At 61.9% G+C, this 17,617-nt stretch carries 17 protein-coding genes; 5 read left to right on the top strand and 12 right to left on the bottom strand.

Annotation, left to right across the window (positions count from 1 at the left end; genetic code table 11):
* The first annotated feature begins 12 nt into the window (after positions 1-12).
* From tal to pgl, 5 genes are read left to right on the top strand one after another with little or no spacing between them, the layout of a single operon-like run.
* The gene (gene tal, locus LDN70_RS10780; protein ID WP_142939230.1) at positions 13-1,131 is read left to right on the top strand and encodes a transaldolase; all 1,119 of its coding nucleotides are present in this window, start codon (positions 13-15) and stop codon (positions 1,129-1,131) included.
* Between the two features lie 6 nt (positions 1,132-1,137).
* A complete protein-coding gene (locus LDN70_RS10775) occupies positions 1,138-2,769 on the top strand; it encodes a phosphoglucose isomerase-related protein (RefSeq protein ID WP_142939231.1) in 1,632 nt (543 codons plus the stop codon).
* Between the two features lie 15 nt (positions 2,770-2,784).
* A complete protein-coding gene (gene zwf, locus LDN70_RS10770; protein ID WP_223940308.1) occupies positions 2,785-4,329 on the top strand; it encodes a glucose-6-phosphate dehydrogenase in 1,545 nt (514 codons plus the stop codon).
* Complete coding sequence (locus LDN70_RS10765; protein WP_142939233.1) at positions 4,326-5,267, top strand: glucose-6-phosphate dehydrogenase assembly protein OpcA; 942 nt, start codon at positions 4,326-4,328, stop codon at positions 5,265-5,267. Before zwf ends, LDN70_RS10765 begins: the two co-directional genes overlap by 4 nt.
* Positions 5,268-5,304: 37 nt before the next feature.
* Positions 5,305-6,075 (top strand): 6-phosphogluconolactonase, encoded by a 771-nt coding sequence (gene pgl, locus LDN70_RS10760; RefSeq protein WP_208095884.1) that lies wholly within the window; start codon positions 5,305-5,307, stop codon positions 6,073-6,075.
* Here pgl and LDN70_RS10755 read toward each other — a convergent pair.
* From LDN70_RS10755 to LDN70_RS10700, 12 genes are all read right to left on the bottom strand, one after another.
* Entirely contained in the window at positions 6,028-6,423 is a 396-nt protein-coding gene (locus LDN70_RS10755; RefSeq protein WP_223940307.1) for an RNA polymerase-binding protein RbpA, read from the bottom strand. The genes pgl and LDN70_RS10755 overlap by 48 nt on opposite strands.
* 143 nt (positions 6,424-6,566) lie before the next feature.
* On the bottom strand, positions 6,567-6,824 hold the full coding sequence (gene secG, locus LDN70_RS10750) for a preprotein translocase subunit SecG (protein ID WP_017198454.1): 258 nt from the start codon (positions 6,822-6,824) through the stop codon (positions 6,567-6,569).
* A gap of 36 nt (positions 6,825-6,860) precedes the next feature.
* Positions 6,861-7,676, bottom strand: coding sequence for a triose-phosphate isomerase (tpiA, locus tag LDN70_RS10745; protein ID WP_166840771.1), 816 nt, complete (start codon positions 7,674-7,676; stop codon positions 6,861-6,863).
* Positions 7,677-7,751: 75 nt separating this feature from the next.
* Positions 7,752-8,978: a phosphoglycerate kinase gene (locus LDN70_RS10740; protein WP_223940306.1), complete on the bottom strand. Its 1,227-nt coding sequence runs from the start codon at positions 8,976-8,978 to the stop codon at positions 7,752-7,754.
* Positions 8,979-8,987: 9 nt separating this feature from the next.
* A complete protein-coding gene (gene gap, locus LDN70_RS10735) occupies positions 8,988-9,998 on the bottom strand; it encodes a type I glyceraldehyde-3-phosphate dehydrogenase (RefSeq protein ID WP_089595055.1) in 1,011 nt (336 codons plus the stop codon).
* A 271-nt stretch (positions 9,999-10,269) separates the two neighbouring features.
* Complete coding sequence (locus tag LDN70_RS10730) at positions 10,270-10,893, bottom strand: superoxide dismutase (RefSeq protein ID WP_091467344.1); 624 nt, start codon at positions 10,891-10,893, stop codon at positions 10,270-10,272.
* Positions 10,894-11,066: 173 nt separating this feature from the next.
* A complete protein-coding gene (gene whiA, locus LDN70_RS10725) occupies positions 11,067-12,047 on the bottom strand; it encodes a DNA-binding protein WhiA (protein ID WP_223940305.1) in 981 nt (326 codons plus the stop codon).
* Positions 12,048-12,056: 9 nt separating this feature from the next.
* Complete coding sequence (locus LDN70_RS10720) at positions 12,057-13,073, bottom strand: gluconeogenesis factor YvcK family protein (protein ID WP_223940304.1); 1,017 nt, start codon at positions 13,071-13,073, stop codon at positions 12,057-12,059.
* Positions 13,073-13,996, bottom strand: a complete 924-nt coding sequence (gene rapZ / locus LDN70_RS10715; protein WP_142939239.1) for an RNase adapter RapZ — start codon at positions 13,994-13,996, stop codon at positions 13,073-13,075. Before rapZ ends, LDN70_RS10720 begins: the two co-directional genes overlap by 1 nt.
* A gap of 132 nt (positions 13,997-14,128) precedes the next feature.
* On the bottom strand, positions 14,129-16,144 hold the full coding sequence (gene uvrC / locus LDN70_RS10710; protein ID WP_166840776.1) for an excinuclease ABC subunit UvrC: 2,016 nt from the start codon (positions 16,142-16,144) through the stop codon (positions 14,129-14,131).
* Positions 16,145-16,202: 58 nt separating this feature from the next.
* Complete coding sequence (locus LDN70_RS10705) at positions 16,203-16,871, bottom strand: lysophospholipid acyltransferase family protein (RefSeq protein ID WP_142939241.1); 669 nt, start codon at positions 16,869-16,871, stop codon at positions 16,203-16,205.
* A complete protein-coding gene (locus tag LDN70_RS10700) occupies positions 16,858-17,574 on the bottom strand; it encodes an HAD hydrolase-like protein (RefSeq protein ID WP_166840778.1) in 717 nt (238 codons plus the stop codon). Before LDN70_RS10700 ends, LDN70_RS10705 begins: the two co-directional genes overlap by 14 nt.
* Positions 17,575-17,617: the final 43 nt, after the last annotated feature.

Raw genomic sequence — 17,617 nt, 5'->3', positions numbered from 1 at the left:
GGAGAAACACACATGTCTACAACTCCCACGCAGCAGCTCTCTGACGCCGGCGTTTCGATCTGGCTCGATGACCTCTCCCGCACCCGCCTGGATACCGGCACGCTGCAGAAGCTCATCGACGAGAAGAACGTTGTTGGTGTGACCACCAACCCGTCCATCTTCCACGCCGCCATCACCGCCGGCACGGACTACGACGCCACCATTGCCGCCCAGGCTGCCGCCGGCGCCAGTGTCGAAGAGACGATTTTCGAGATCACCACCACGGACGTCGCTGACGCCTGCGATCTCTTCGCCCCGATCGCCGCCGCCACCAATGGTGTGGATGGCCGAGTCTCCATCGAGGTTGACCCCCGCCTTGCCTGGGACACCGCCGGTACCATTGCCGAGGCCAAGCACCTGCACGCCAAGGTCAACAAGGACAACGTCCACATCAAGATCCCGGCAACCCTGGAAGGCCTGGAGGCCATCACGGCCACCCTCGCCGAGGGCATCAGCGTCAACGTCACGCTGATCTTCTCCTTGGAGCGCTACCGCGCAGTCATCAACGCCTTCCAGTCCGGTCTTGAGCAGGCCAAGGAAAACGGCCACGACCTTTCCAAGATCCACTCGGTGGCATCGTTCTTCGTGTCCCGCGTGGATTCGGAAATCGACAAGCGCCTTGACGCCATCGGCACCGATGAAGCCAAGGCACTCAAGGGCAAGGCCGGCGTGGCGAACGCACGCCTGGCCTACCAGGTCTACGAAGAGCTCTTCTCCACCGAGCGTTGGGCAGTGCTGGCTGAAGCAGGCGCTCTCCCCCAGCGCCCCCTGTGGGCTTCCACCGGCGTGAAGGACCCGGCCTACCCGGACACCCTCTACGTCACCGAACTCGTCGCTGCGGGCGTGGTCAACACCATGCCCGAGAAGACCCTCGACGCCACGTTCGACCACGGAGTAGTCACCGGCGACACCATCACCGGCACCTACGACGAAGCGAACGAGACCCTCAACGCCCTCGAAGCCCTCGGTGTCTCCTACAACGACGTCGTCACCCTCCTTGAGACCGAAGGCCTCGAGAAGTTCGTGGGCTCCTGGAAGGAACTCCTCGCCGACGTTGAAGGCGCACTCGTCACCGCACGGAAGGCTTCCTAACACACCATGAGCACAATCAGCTACGACGCCAGCGGTGCCGCCCAGCAGGCTATTGCCCAGCACATTGACGGCTTGGTCGAGGAAAAGATCGCCACGCGGATTTTCGCCAAGGACCACACTTTGTGGGGCCCTGACGCGGAGTCCGAATCGGCGATACGCCTCGGCTGGGTAGAAGCCGCCACAGTGTCTCAGGCTTTGGTCGGTGACATCCTGGAACTTCGCGATGCCCTTCGCGGTGAAGGGGTCACCCGCATTGTCCTTTGTGGCATGGGTGGGTCTTCCTTGGCGCCTGAGGTTATCGCCGGCACCGCCGGCGTCGAGCTGACGGTGCTGGACAGCACCGACCCCGAACAGGTCAGTGCTGCATTGGCGGACCGGCTGGCGGAGACGGCTATCGTTGTTTCCTCCAAGTCGGGCTCCACCGTTGAAACCGACTCCCAGCGACGAGTGTTCGAGAAGGCGTTCAACGACGCCGGCATCGACGCCAAGAGCCGCATCATCATCGTCACCGATCCCGGTTCGCCGCTGGATAACGCTTCCCGCGAAGCGGGCTACCGCGCAGTGTTCAACGCCGATCCGAATGTGGGTGGACGTTTCTCTGCACTGACAGCTTTTGGCTTGGTCCCGTGTGGGCTGGCCGGTGTCGACATCCAGGCATTCCTGGATGAAGCTGAAGAAGCTGCTGAGATTCTCAATGAGGATTCAGCGGACAACATCGGCCTTGCCCTCGGCATCGCCCTGGGTGGTACCAACCCGCTGCGCAACAAGATCGTGATCGCCGAAGACGGTTCGGGCATTGTCGGCTTCGCTGACTGGGCCGAACAGCTGATCGCGGAATCCACCGGCAAGCTGGGCACCGGTGTTCTGCCGGTCGTTGCCGGTCCGGATTCCCCGGAGGCCCTTGGCGGTGCCGGGGATGTCCTGGTGGTCCGCCTGGTGAGTGCTGATGCCGACGTCGAACTTCGTGAGAACGAGGTTGCCATTGCCGGTGGGCTTCCCTCGCAGATGTTTGCCTGGGAATTCGCCACCGCGGTAGCGGGCCGTCTGCTGGGCATCAACCCGTTTGACCAGCCCGACGTCGAGGCAGCTAAGGTTGCCGCGCGCGGCCTGTTGGACGCCCGCCCTGAACCGACCCCCGCAGCGTTCACCGATGGTGCTGTGGAGGTTCGCGGCGGGGACTGGCTCGGGGACGCCTCGACGGCGAGCGAAGCTGTGCAGGCGCTCCTTGGCCAGCTCGGTGCAGATGGTTATTTGAGCGTTCAGGCCTACCTGGACCGCATTTCCCATGCACCGCTCGAAGGCATCCGTGACGAACTGGCTGCCGTCAGTGGCCGTCCGGTGACGTTCGGTTGGGGCCCGCGTTTCCTGCACTCCACGGGACAGTTCCATAAGGGCGGACCGGCAATCGGAGTGTTCCTGCAGATCACTGCAGCATCAGCTACGGATCTCGAGATCCCGGAGCGTCCCTTCACGTTCGGCCAGCTCATTGCTGCGCAGGCCTCGGGTGATGCCCAGGTCCTGGAAGGTCACGGCCGCCCGGTACTGCGCCTGCACCTCACCGACCGTGCAGCCGGCGTAGCCCAGCTCCAGGAAATCGTCTCTGCGTTGGCTAACCAAGCCAGCGCACTCGAAAGCTAAGGCACAGAACCAAACATGCCAGAAACTAAGAACGGCAGTACCCGGAATCCTTTGCGGGATCCGCGGGACCGTCGCCTGAATCGGATTGCCGGGCCGTCGTCGTTGGTGTTCTTCGGAGTCACCGGGGACCTGGCTCGTAAGAAGCTCATGCCGGCGGTCTATGATCTCGCCAACCGCGGCCTCTTGCCTCCCAGCTTCGCGTTGGTGGGCTTCGGTCGTCGTGAGTGGGATAACACCGAGTTCGCGGCCGAAGTCAAGGAAAACGTCAAGGCGCACGCGCGGACCAAATTTGATGAAGCGGTGTGGGAGCAGCTTGCCTCCGGTATCCGTTTTGTTCAGGGCGAGTTCGACGACGACGACGCTTTCGAACGTCTGGGCGATGTGCTGGACGAGCTGGATGAGACCCGGGGAACCCGTGGGAACCACGGGTTCTACCTGTCCATCCCGCCCAAAGCGTTTGAACAGGTCTGCCGGCAGCTGTCCAAGCATGGCTTGGCGCAGGCGAAGCCGGGGCAATGGCGGCGTGTGGTCATCGAGAAGCCGTTCGGGCACGATCTTGAGTCTGCCCGCCAGCTCAACGACATTGTGGAGTCGGTATTCCCGGCTGACGCCGTGTTCAGGATCGACCACTACTTGGGTAAGGAGACGGTGCAGAACATCCTGGCGTTGCGCTTCGCGAACCAGCTGTTCGAACCGCTCTGGAACGCCAACTACGTAGACCACGTCCAGATCACCATGGCCGAGGACATCGGCACCGGTGGGCGTGCGGGGTATTACGACGGCGTGGGTGCTGCCCGCGATGTTATCCAGAACCACCTGCTCCAGTTGCTCGCGTTGACAGCGATGGAAGAGCCCATCTCCTTCAACGCCGATGACTTGCGGGCGGAGAAGGAAAAGGTCCTCGCAGCGGTCAAGCTGCCCGAGGACCTCTCCACACACTCCGCACGTGGTCAGTTCACCGGAGGCTGGCAGGGCGGCGAGGAAGTCCTGGGCTACCTGGACGAAGACGGAATCCCGGCCGATTCCAAGACCGAGACGTTTGCCGCGATCCGGGTGGACATCAACACGCGTCGGTGGAATGGTGTGCCGTTCTATCTGCGGGCCGGCAAGCGTTTGGGCCGTCGCGTCACGGAGATCGCCGTGGTCTTCAAACGCGCACCCAACCTGCTGTTCCGTGATCACGGCGAGGACGACTTTGGACAGAACGCCGTGGTCATCCGCGTGCAGCCCGACGAGGGCGCAACCATCCGGTTGGGCTCCAAGGTTCCGGGCACGCAGATGGAAGTCCGCGATGTCACCATGGACTTCGGCTACGGCCACTCCTTCACCGAGTCCAGCCCCGAAGCCTATGAACGCCTCATCCTGGACGTACTTCTGGGTGAGCCGCCGCTGTTCCCGCGCCACCAGGAAGTGGAACTGTCCTGGAAGATCCTTGACCCGTTCGAGGAATACTGGGCCGGGCTCGATGAACAACCGCAACCCTACGCACCGGGTAGTTGGGGGCCGGCCTCGGCCGATGCCTTGCTGGCCCGTGACGGACGAACCTGGAGAAGGCCATGATCGTAGATCTTCCCGACACAACCACCTCCAAGATCTCCAAGAAGATCATGTCCCTGCGCGAGCAAGGCGGCGTGATTGCCTTGGGCCGTGTACTGACCCTGGTAGTGGTGACGAAGTCCGGGTATGAAGAAGAAGCCATCGAAGCGGCCAACGAAGCCAGCAGGGAACACCCCTGCCGGATCATTGTCCTCGCCGACGCAGGCGTTGAAGGCCCTGACCGCCTCGACGCGCAGATCCGCGTCGGTGGCGACGCCGGTGCATCTGAAGTCATCGTCCTGCGAGGTCACGGTCACATGGCCCACGAAAGCGAATCCCTTGTGGCCGCTCTCCTGCTGCCGGACGCACCGATCGTGGCGTGGTGGCCTCACGGCGCGCCGGAAAGCGCCTGCGAGACCTCCATCGGCCGCATCGCGCACCGACGCATCACCGACTCCGCCAACGAGCCGGACCCGCGCCTGGCCCTGGAAAACATCCGTGCCACCTACAAGGCCGGCGATACCGATCTGGCATGGACCCGGCTGACCAACTGGCGCATGCAACTCGCGGCTGTCTTTGACCAGGTCGATAGCGACCCTGTCTCCGCCGTTGCCGTTGAAGGCGCTTCCGATTCCCCCAGCACCCTGTTGCTGGCGGCGTGGCTCAGTCTGGCGCTGGAGGCCCCGGTCACAATTGTGGCGGACCCTGCAGGTACCGGTATCCGCCGTGTCCGCCTGACGCGTGCCAGTGGCGACGTCCAGCTCTTCCGTCCCGGCCTCTCTGTTGCCGAGCTGACCCAACCCGGGCAGCCGGCACAACGCATCACGCTCCCCCGCCGAAGCCTCAAGGACTGCCTCGCTGAAGAACTGCGGCGGCTTGATCCGGACGAAGTGTTCGGAGAAGTGATTACGATGGGACTTCCACTTACCAGTCAGAGGAGAGTCCAGACCAGTGCACGCTGAGCCCAGAGTAAGTATCCACCCCGACTCGAAGGTGTTGATGGCCGCCATAGCGGCACGTCTGATCACCAAGCTTGTGGATGTCCAGGACAAGCATGGCGAGGCCACGGTGGTCCTCACCGGCGGAACCGTTGGTATCGGGACCCTGAAGGCTGTGGCTGACTCCGCTGCCGCACCTGCCGTGGATTGGTCGAGGGTGAACTTCTGGTGGGGCGATGAACGGTTCGTCGCTGCCGACAGCGATGACAGGAACACGCGCCAGGCCCACCAAGCACTGCTAGCCCACTTGGCGGTCGACCCGGCCAGGGTTCACGAACCCGGCTCCACCGATGCATATGCCACAGCTGACGAAGCAGCAGCAGCTTACGCCCAGGAGCTCAAGGCAGCTGCTGAGGCTGAGCACGCAGCAGACACATCAGACAACAGGCCTGAGCAACCGGGAATCCTGCCGCGCTTTGACATCCTGCTCTTGGGCGTTGGACCAGATGCACACGTAGCATCGCTCTTTCCTGAGCAAGCCGGAATTCGCGAGAAGACCCGCACTGTGGTGGGCGTGGAGAACTCACCTAAGCCGCCGCCGTCGCGCATCTCGCTGACGCTTCCAGCGATCAATACCGCACAGGAAATCTGGATGGTTGTTGCCGGCGAGGATAAGGCAGGAGCCGTGGGCCTGGCCCTCGCGGGTGCCAACCCTGTTCAGGTCCCCGCAGCGGGTCCGGTGGGGCGGGCGAGGACCCTATGGCTTATCGACGAGAATGCGGCGTCACGTGTCCCCCAGCAGTTGGTCCGGAAGGACCCCGCGGGCGCGTAACCGATCCAGCGCTCCGGCCAGGGCCACTTCGGCATCCTGGCTGGAGCGTCGTTCTTTAACGTAGTCCAGGTGAGATTTGAAAATCTCATCGTCAGGTCTTTCCGGGGCCGGATGCCCGGGGTCACGCGTGGCGGGCGAACCACATTTGGGACAGTCCCACGTCTTGGGAATCTGCTCGTCCGGCAGTTTAAGGAAAACAAGCCGCGTTTCGTGTCCCTTGGCGCACCAGTAGGGAACGCGAATACGCGGCACTTGTTGTCCGGGGCCGTGGTCGCTCTGATGTCGCGGACTGGAACCCTGGGTAACGCCTACGCGTGTGCCCCGATATCCGGACGTGCCATGAACCATTTTCGAACCCCTCGCGACTCGGTGGTGGGCCGTCACGGCCAACAGGGCAAGTCTAGTGCGAGGGGCCCGACGGCGGCAGTAGCGTTGGGTGCCCGGGACAAAAAAGGGAGGCTCCCGTCAGGAGCCTCCCTTTCCTGGTAGGACTAGGAATCGCCACCGGAGGTGAATCGCATGATCAGGCCCAAGCCGATGATCACGACGCCCCACGTGATGCCAAGGATAATGGTGAAGCGGTTCAGGTTACGCTCGGCGACACCGGACGAACTCAATCCGGAGCTCATACCACCACCGAACATGTCGGACAAACCGCCGCCACGTCCCTTGTGCAGGAGGATGAGCAGAGTCAGCAGAAGGCTGGTGATGCCCAGCAGGATCTGCAGAATGACTTGAAGAACGTCCACGACGGCCTTTCGAAGAAGCGGAAATCGGGAGCCGGACTAGTCCGTGACGAGGTGGCTCTCGAACCTGACAATGTTAGCAAACTCAGCGGGGTCCAGGCTGGCGCCACCCACAAGCAATCCGTCAACGTCGCTTTCTGCCATGATGGCTGCAGCATTGTTGGCCTTGACAGAGCCGCCGTAGAGCAGTCGTGTCTTCGCTGCGACGGTTTCGTCGAAGAGTTCGGCGAGCTCAGCACGGATGGCTGCGCACATTTCCTGTGCGTCTTCCGGGCCCGCGACTTCGCCGGTGCCAATGGCCCAGACGGGTTCGTAAGCCACAACGAGTTCAGCAGCTTGCTCAGCCGTGAGGCCTTCCACACCGGCGCGAAGCTGAGCCAGGGTGTGCTCCACGTGCGTGCCCGCCTGACGGATCTCAAGGCCCTCTCCTACGCACAGTACGGGAGTAACTCCGTGACGGAAGCCGGCCTTGACCTTGGCGTTCAGAACATCGTCAGACTCGTTGTGGATAGTGCGGCGTTCACTGTGGCCCACCAGGACGTAGGCACAGCCAAGCTTGCTCAGGAACTGACCGGAGATATCGCCCGTGTAAGCGCCGGAGTCAAACTGGGACAGGTCCTGGCCGCCGTAGACGACTTCCAGCTCGTCACCCTGAACCAGCGTCTGGACACCGCGGAGGTCCGTGAACGGAGGAAACACTGCCACCTCGGTACGGCTGTAGTCGTGCTTGGCGTCGGACAGTGTCCAGGCCAGCTTCTGCAGCAAGGTGATTCCCTGGACGTGGTCCATGTTCATCTTCCAGTTGCCGGCGATGAAGGGTTTGCGGATGAAGTTGCCGTTAGCAGAGGTAGTCACATGAACTCCAAAAAAATGCGTTGAGATATGGAACGACCGGCAGGACGCGGTTGCGCCCTGCCGGTCGGTTGATGCTTAGCGGTCCAGGACGCTCAGACCGGGAAGTTCCTTGCCTTCAAGGTATTCCAGGCTGGCGCCGCCACCGGTGGAAATGTGGCCGAACTGCGAATCCTCGAAGCCGAGGGTGCGGACTGCTGCAGCAGAATCGCCGCCACCAACTACGGTGAACGCAACGGTATCCGTCAGGGCCTGCGCAATGGCGCGCGTGCCGCTGGAGAAGGCCTCGAATTCGAAGACGCCCATGGGGCCGTTCCAGAACACGGTTTTGGCACCCTCGATCTGGGCAGCGAATGCCGATGCAGATTCCGGGCCAATATCAAGCCCAATCCCGGAAGCACCAAAACGGCTGTCCTCAATGGCGTCTGCCTTGACGACCTCGTGCTCAGCGTCTGCAGCGAAACGGCTTGCGACCACCACGTCTGTGGGGATCACGAACGACGTTCCGGCATCGGACGCGCGCTTGAGGTAATCCTGGACGACAGGAATCTGGTCCTCTTCAAGGAGGCTGCCCGCGACCTTGTGTCCGGCTGCGGCCAGGAAGGTGAAGAGCATTCCCCCGCCAACCAGGATGGTGTCAGCCTTGCCCAGGAGGTTGTCGATGACTGCCAGCTTGTCCGAAACCTTGGAGCCACCAAGAACCACAACGTAGGGACGCTGGGTGTCCGTGGTGAGCTTCCGAAGAACCTCTACCTCCGTGTGAACGAGGTCGCCCAGGTACGACGGCAGGCGAGTAGCGACATCGAAGACGCTGGCGTGTTTCCGGTGGACGGCGCCAAAAGCGTCATCGACGAAGGCACCGTTTGTTCCGGTGAGGGCAACCAGTTCGTCAGCAAACGCGCCACGCTCGGCGTCGTCCTTGCTGGTTTCGCGGGCATCGAACCGAACGTTTTCCAAGACGAGAACTTCGCCGTCCTGGAGATTGGCTGCAAGCGCCTTGGCGGAATCTCCCACCGTGTCTTCGGCCAGCTGGACCGTGAAGTCCGCGAGTTCCGCCAGACGGGCTGCAGCGGGCTTCAGGGAGTACTTTTCCTCAGGTGTGCCTTTGGGGCGGCCGAGGTGGGCGGTTACGAGCACACGGGCACCGGCGTCCGACAGCTTCTTGAGGACCGGAAGGGAGGCCTTGATACGGCCGTCGTCGGTCACTGCAGAGCCGTCGAGCGGCACATTCAGGTCACTTCTGACCAGAATGTACCGCCCGCGGACACCTTCAGCGATGAGTTCGTTGAGGGTGTGAGATGTCATGTGTCTACCCTAGCCCAGCTTGGATGCGACGAGCTCCGTGAGGTCTACGAGGCGGTTGGAGTAACCCCACTCGTTGTCATACCAGGAAACAACCTTGACCTGGTTGCCAATGACCTTGGTGAGGCCGGAATCGAAGATGGAAGAGGCGGGGTCTCCGACGATGTCCGAGGACACAATGGGGGCGTCCGTGTAGCTGAGGATTCCAGCGAACTGCTCGGACTCTGCGGCAGCCTTGACGGCAGCGTTGACTTCCTCAACCGTGACTTCGCGGGAAACAGTGACCGTGAGGTCCGTAGCGGAGCCGGTGGGGACGGGCACGCGAATGGCGTAACCATCCAGCTTGCCCTTGAGTTCCGGGAGGACCAGGCCGATTGCCTTGGCAGCACCGGTGGACGTGGGGACCATGTTGATCGCAGCAGCGCGGGCACGGCGGAGATCTCCGTGCGGGCCATCCTGCAGGTTCTGGTCTGCGGTGTAGGCGTGGACCGTGGTCATCAGGCCGCGCTCAATGCCGAAAGCGTCATTGACAACCTTGGCCAGCGGGCCGAGGCAGTTAGTGGTGCAGGATGCGTTGGAGATGATGTTGTGGGCTGCGGGGTCATACAGCTCGTGGTTGACGCCCATGACGATGGTGATGTCTTCGTCGCTGGCAGGTGCAGAGATGAGGACCTTCTTGGCGCCGGCATCAATGTGCTTCTGTGCGGCTGCAGCTTTGGTGAAGAAGCCGGTGGACTCGATGACGATGTCGACACCAAGCTCGCCCCAAGGCAGGTTGGCGGGATCACGCTCAGCAAGGACCTTGATGGACTTACCGTCAACTACCAGGTTTCCATCGACAACTTCCACGGTCTGGGCGAGACGGCCGCCGACGGAGTCGTACTTCAGGAGGTGCGCGAGCGTTTCGGGGCTGGTGAGGTCGTTGACTGCCACGATCTCAAGATCTGCGCCCTGGGCCAGTGCTGCGCGGAAGTAGTTACGGCCGATGCGGCCGAAGCCGTTGATACCAATACGGGTGGTCACTATGTGTCAATCTCCTTGGTGCTCTTGCAAGCACGCCTAGTGAGTCGGATCAAATATTTCCAACTAACAGACCCCGCACGTCTTTGGGCAGAGGTGATTATCAGATCGGAGGGCGACCAGCCACGTTGCTGAAGGCTAACCGCCTTCCGTGATCCATCTTACGTTTAACTAAGCCTGCCCCCGCAACTGCGGAGGCAGGCTTTTGAGCATTTCGCCCGATTTCACGCTAAAGGTGACTTTTATTACATCTGCGTGAACCGGAACTCACCAACTAGAGGACGATGAGGCCCGTGGCGTTGGCGCGGGCGGCTTCGAAGCGCTTGGCGACGTCTGCCCAGTTGACGATGTTCCAGAATGCCTTGACGTAGTCAGCCTTGACGTTGACGTAGTCCAGGTAGAAGGCGTGCTCCCACATGTCCAGCATCAGCAGCGGGGTGGTGCCCACGGCTACGTTGCCCTGCTGATCGTAGAGCTGCTCGATGAGCAGGTTTCCACCGATGGGCTCATAGGCCAGGAAAGCCCAGCCGGAACCCTGCAGGCCCAGGGCAGCTGCGCTGAACTGAGCACGGAAAGCATCAAACGAGCCGAAGGCGTCGTCGATAGCGGCTGCGAGTTCGCCTTCGGGCTTGTCGCCGCCGTCCGGGGAGATGTTGTTCCAGAACACGGAGTGGTTGATGTGGCCGCCGGTGTGGAACGCGAGGTCCTTGGAGAGGCGGTTGATGTTGGCGAAATCATTCTTCTCGCGCGCATCGGCCAGTTGGGAGAGGGCGTTGTTGGCGCCTGCAACGTATGCCGCATGGTGCTTGCTGTGGTGCAGCTCCATGATCTTTGCAGAAATGTGCGGCTCGAGTGCTGCGTAGTCGTAGCCGAGCTCGGGCAGAACGTACTCTGTCACGAAATCCTCCAATGTAGTGGACTCACGTCCGGTTGGTAACTCTCGTTATGTCATCCGGCCAGCGGGCCGGCCGGAAATCCTTGGCGAAGCAAACTGCTCTTGCCTCCATCGGGAACAACCCGCGGTGGCCTTGCAGTATTTCCTCCGCACTTTCTCGATTCTATGGGTGCGCCCTACTCGTCCATCATTTCGGGAGTCACATTTGCCTCAGTCCCGGGAATGCCCAAATCCACCGCACGTTTGTCCGCCATGGCAAGGAGCCGTCGGATACGGCCCGCGATGGCGTCCTTGGTCATGGGCGGATCGGCGAGGCGGCCGAGCTCATCCAGGCTCGCCTGCTTGTGGGCAACACGAAGCTCCCCTGCGTACTTGAGGTGGTCAGGGACGTCGTCTCCCAGGATCTCCAACGCGCGGTCCACCCTGGCGCCCGCTGCCACAGCGGCTTGCGCCGAGCGCCGAAGATTGGCGTCATCAAAGTTGGCCAGCCTGTTGGCGGTGGCCCGTACTTCTTTTCGCATCCGGCGTTCTTCCCAAACCATCAGGGCGTCATGCGCGCCCATGCGGGTCAAGAGAGCAGCGATGGTGTCGCCGTCGCGGATGACCACGCGGTCCACACCGCGAACTTCACGCGCCTTGGACTGAATCCCCAAGCGTCGGGCTGCGCCGACCAGTGCCAGCGCCGATTCAGGGCCGGGGCAGGTCACTTCAAGGGAGGAGGAGCGACCCGGTTCGGTCAGCGAGCCATGAGCAAGGAATGCACCCCTCCACACAGCCTCAGCATCTGCAGCGGAGCCGTTCACGACCGCTGAAGGGAGACCGCGGACAGGGCGCCCACGGCCATCCAGCAAACCGGTTTGGCGGGCCAGCGCCTCGCCGTCACGGACAACGCGGACGACGTAGCGGCTCCCCCGGCGCAAGCCTCCGCCGGAAACAACGATTATTTCACTCTGATGTCCGTAAACTTCGGCGATCGCTGCCCGGAGACGGCGTGCGGTGGAGGCAAGATCCACCTCAGCCTCGATGACGATACGTCCCGAAATGATGTGCAAGCCGCCCGCAAAACGCAGCATTGCCGAAACCTCCGCCTTGCGGACCGAAGATTTCTTGATGTCCAGCCGGGACAGTTCGTCCTTGACCGACGCAGTAAGTGCCATCGCGTGTTCCTAACTGTTCCCGAAAATATCGTGGTACGCCGCTGCCAACAGCAGTGGATCATGGACGGGGCGGCGCCTCGACGCACCTACTCTACCCAACACCACTTCGGCACCGATCATTGCAGCGGCCTTCTCAAAAGCCTTGAGATCCTGCACGGCTGAGGGATCGGCCAGGACCACGTCCACTGTGAACTCAGGCGCATAGCGGCGTAGAACGTCCAAGTGGTCCGCTGCGGTCATGCCGGAAGTTTCCTTGGTTTCCACATCCAGGTTCATGGTGAGGCAGCGTTTGGCGGCGGTGTCACCGAGGGCCCGCCGCAGCTCAGGCAGCAGCAAGTGCGGCAGAACCGAGGTGTACCAGGAGCCGGGGCCGAGGATGACCCAATCAGCAAGCTCGATAGCAGTGAGAGCCTCCACGCAGGCCGGGGCGGCATCGGGAAGGAGCCTGACTTCTTCCAGCTTTCCTGCCACGGCACATTTCGCCTGTCCCCGAACCGTCCTTAGTTCATTGCCGCCATCGGGCAACTCCACGCGGGCCTTGCCCTCAATGGTGAGGGGAACGCTGGACATGGGCAGGACCTGGCCGCGGGCGCCAAGCAGCGCTCCCGCCCACTTGAGGCCGGCAACAGTGTCCCCCAGCAGCTCCCATAACGTGACGATCAGGAGGTTGCCCATGGCGTGGTTATCCAGCGAACCGCCTTTAGCCGAACCGGCTTCGAAGCGGTGTTGCATGACGTCCCGCCACGTCCGCCCCCAGTCCGTATCGTCGCAAAGGGCGCTGAGCGCCATCCGAAGGTCTCCGGGCGGAAGGACACCGTACTCCTCACGCAGACGCCCGGAACTGCCGCCGTCGTCCGCGACTGTGACGATTGCCGTCAGCTCAGAGGTGAGCAGCCGCAGGGCGGACAACGAAGCGGCCAGTCCGTGACCGCCACCCAGGGCGACCACGGAGGGGCTTTTCTTCTGTTGGCTGCCGGGAACGCCCTTGGGCGGAATGAGTGGCAGCGGTCCCGTCAGGACCCCCACTATTCGCGCCCCAGGTCGCGGTGAGTGGTGGTCACAGTGACGCGGGGGTATTGGGCCAGGCGCTTGGACAGTTCCATGGCCACCGCCACTGAGCGATGCTTGCCTCCTGTACAACCAACAGCCAGCGTGGCGTAATGCTTGTTCTCCTGCCGGTAGCCGTCCAGGACAGGCTCCAACGCCCGAACGTAACGATCCACGAACTCCTGGACACCCGCCGCGCCCAGGACATACTCGCTGACGTCCTCATCCAGGCCCGTATGGGGCCGAAGTTGGGGAACCCAGTGCGGGTTGGGAATGAAGCGGGCGTCCGCCACGAAGTTCGCATCCACGGGGAGCCCGTACTTGAAACCAAAGCTCATGACATTGAGCCGAAGTGTCACAGGGCCGGTATCGCTGAATAATTCAGTGATGGCGGTGGCCAGCCCATGGACGTTGAAGTCGGAGGTGTCCAGTACCACATCGGCGTGTTCACGCAGTTCGCGCAGGACCTCACGCTCAATCCCGATGCCGTCCAGGATCCTCCCGCCGCCCTGCAACGGATGCGGGCGGCGACCCTGCTCGAAACGGCGGACCAGGACGTCGTCATTGGCATCCAGGAAGAGGACCCGGAACGTGATGCCGCTTGCGCTCAATGCCCCCAGAGCGGTCTGGATGTCCGTGAAGAGATCCTTGCTGCGAACGTCCACCACTACTGCCAGCTTGGGAATGGACTTGGGCGCATGCGAGACAATTTCGGCCAGGGTACCCAGCATCTGCGGAGGAAGGTTGTCCACCACATACCAGCCGTGATCCTCCAAGGCGTCCGAGGCGGTGCTGCGGCCGGCACCCGACATGCCGGTTACCACCAACAGCTCAGCCTCCGGCGGCTTCACGGGCGTCAGGCCGTCCTGCTCCGTGCCGGACCCTGCCGTAGCCTCATCCATCAGTTGTCCCCGTTTCGTAGGAAGTGGTCAGTGAAAATGATCGTGGTTGCCGCCCGGGGCGCCGTGGTGCAAGCAGCCGGTTACAGGCGTCCGGCAGCTCGATCGCGCCGACCGGACAAGTTCTTACCCTAGCTAAGATTCAAGGATTTCGCCGGTGGTCATGTTCACCGCCGGTGCCGTTTCACCTGAATCCTCAGTAGCACCAAGGTGCTGGACCACCGCGGCTGCAAGCGCCGGTCCGATGCCCTTGGCCGATGTCAGCTCCTCCACTGACGCGGCTTTGATCTTCTTGAGTGAGCCAAAATGCGCCACCAGTGCCTTTCGCTTTGCCTCACCCAGCCCAGGAACGCCATCCAGGGCCGAGACCGTCATCGCCTTGCCGCGCTTCTGCCGGTGGAACGTGATGGCGAATCGGTGGGCTTCGTCGCGAATGCGCTGCAGCAGGTACAGGCCTTGAGATGTTCGGGGAAGGATGACGGGGAAGTCGCTGTCCGGGAGCCAGACTTCCTCAAGTCGCTTTGCCAGCCCCACCACGTAAACGTCATCAATGCCCAACTCCGCTAGGGCGCGGGCCGCGGCGTTGACCTGCGGTTGCCCGCCGTCCACCACCACAAGATTGGGCGGATACGCGAATTTGGCCTTCGGGGCCTGAACTTCAGGGTCCGACGTCGGAAGCTTGGCACTGCTTTTGGCGCCGGTTCGCGTGGGGTTGACGATCTCCCCGGAAACAATGGGGACCTGGGCAGCTTTGTCCGTCAGGTAGTGCCTGAACCGGCGCGTGAGGACGTCGTGCATGGCTGCGGTATCGTCCGTGGCCGCAGCACCCGTGATGGAAAACTTCCGGTAATCCGATTTTTTGGGCAGCCCGTCTTCCACTACCACCATGGACGCGACCACGTTGGTGCCCTGGACGTGGGAAATATCGAAGCATTCAATCCTCAGCAGGGGAACCGGAATCTCCAACGCCTCCTGCAGTTCCTGAAGTGCAACGGACCTAACGGTAATGTCTCCAGCGCGCCGCGTCTTGTGCAGCTTCAGTGCTTGCTCCGCATTCTCGCGCACCGTGGACATCAAGGCAGCCTTGTCACCGCGCTGCGGGACCCGGATGTCCACCCTTGCCCCGCGTAATCCCCCCAGCCATTCAGTCAGTTCCGCATGGTTGCTGGGGTTCTCGGGAACCAGGACTTCCCGTGGGATGCGGCCCTGAACTTCACTGTCTTCTCCATAAACCTGCTGCAGCAGATGTTCGATCAGTTCCGGGGAGGTGGCATCTTCCACCTTTTCCACCACCCAACCGCGCTGGCCCCGGACCCGGCCGCCGCGCACGTGGAACACCTGAACGGACGCTTCAAGTTCATCCTCATGGAGGGCGAAGACGTCTGCGTCAGTGTCCTCGGCAAGGACCACTGCGTTCCGTTCAAAGACCTTACGGAGGGCGATGATGTCGTCCCGCAGGCCCGCCGCGCGCTCGTAGTCCAGTTCAGCAACGGCGGCAGCCATGTCCTTTTCCAGCCGGCCTATAAAACGCTTGGCTTCGCCGCCCATGAAGGAACAGAAGTCCTCAGCCAGTCCACGGTGCTCCTCAGGGGTAACCCGTCCGACACAGGGTGCCGAGCATTTGTCGATATACCCCAGAAGGCAGGGCCGGCCGCTGGACTCAGCCCGCTTGAAGACACCGGCGCTGCAACTCCGCACGGGGAAGACCCGCAGAAGAGTGTCCATGGTCTCCCTGATGGCACCGGCAGTGTAGGGACCGAAATACCGGGTCCCTTTCCTTCTCTCGCCACGCATGACCTGGACCCTGGGATATTTCTCCCCCATGGTGACCGCTAGGTAGGGATAAGTTTTGTCATCCCGGAAGACCACATTGAACCGTGGCTTGAACTCCTTGATCCACGTGTATTCCAACTGCAACGATTCCAGCTCGCTGCCTACCATGGTCCATTCCACGCTACTGGCCGCGTGGACCATTGCATGGGTCTTGGGAAGAAGACCTGCAGGGTTGGCGAAATACGAGTTCAGCCTGGAACGGAGGTTCTTTGCCTTGCCCACATAAATGACCCGACCATGGGGGTCACGGAAACGATAGACGCCGGGGGTGGTGGGAATTTCACCCGTTTGGGGCCGGTAACTTGCTGGATCTGCCACGATTCCAGTCTAGTGAACCGTAACGACACTCTTTGCCACGGAGCCGGTTTACCAGGCCTTAGTCAACAGACTTGCTCTGGTTGTAGCTTGTGGACCGTTCCTGCCCGCTGAGCACCGCAATGGCATCCATGATCTTGTCAGTGACTTCGCGCCTGGCCGGCAACGAATGGTCCGGGCCTGTCTTGTCGAAGTAAAGGGGCTCGCCCACTTTCATGGTGAAGTGCTGGGGACGGACTGCGTTCTTGTCCGCAGGCTGCAGTTTCTCGGTGCCGATCAACCCCACCGGGATCACCGGAGCGCCAGTAGTGAGGGCCAGCCAGCCCACACCCGTCCTGCCCCGGTATAGGATGCCGTCCCGGGACCGGGTGCCTTCAGGATAGATGCCGATGCCCTTACCGGATTCCAGGATGTCCAGCAGCGTCTTGAGCGCCTGCACGCTGGCCGCCTGCTCGCCGCGCTCAACGGGAATGGAACCCACTGCTTCAAAGAACGACTTCATCACCGCGCCCTTGACGCCTTTGGTGGTGAAGTATTCCGCCTTGGCAAAAAAAGCAACAGGCCGGGGCATGAGCGCCTGGACGATGACGCTGTCCAGGAAGGACAGATGATTGGGTGCCACGATGAATGGCCCATCCTTGGGAACGTTCTCCAGTCCAATGACCGTTGGACGGCACGTGGAGGAGATCAGGCCACGGGTTGTCCAGCGGATCGCATCAAAGACTGCCATCGTTTTGTACCTCGCTCAGGGCTGCCGCGCGGACAGCGTCAAGTTCTTCAATTGTGCTGCGAAGCTCCACGGCGGTGCTTACTACTGCGACTGCTCCGGCTTCCTCAAGTTCACCGTCCGGGGCGAAACCCCAACTGACCCCGATGCAGTCCAGTCCATTGGCCAAAGCACCCGCGACGTCCTGATGCCTGTCCCCCACCATGACGGCCGGCTGGGAGTGAAGATCCTTCAAGGCCGCGCCCACGATCTCGACTTTGCCGGGCGCCGTGTTGGCCTTGAGGGATTCGTCGTCCGCAGCACCCCGAATGGAGACGAAAAAGTCTGCGATTCTGTGGTGCTCAAGCACCAGCCGCGCAATTGACTGTGGCTTCTGGGTGGCTACCGCAACGGCCCGGCCGGTCTCCGCGAAATACTCAAGGAGATCGAAGATGCCCGGGTACAGCTTGCTCTGGCCAATACCGGTTTCCCTATAGTGACGCCGGTATCGCTCAATGGTTTCATCCACCAATTCGCCGGGGACGTTGGCCAAATGCAGAAGGGAGTCGCTGAGTTTAGGCCCCACCATTGAATTTAAGACGGCTTGCTCCGGAACAGGGAGCTCCATTTCCCGGAGGGCTGCAGAAATGCCTCCCGTGATACCTCCGGCAGGATCGACAAGGGTGCCGTCCAGATCGAATATTACGGGCACCATTGTTTGAGTCACCGGGTTAGTTTCTCACGAGTAGCGGCATGCCTGAAACTCGCAT

This window comes from Arthrobacter sp. StoSoilB22 (assembly GCF_019977315.1).
In the GTDB taxonomy this organism is placed as follows: Bacteria; Actinomycetota; Actinomycetes; order Actinomycetales; family Micrococcaceae; genus Arthrobacter.
This window is presented reverse-complemented; position numbering and strand designations above follow the sequence as displayed.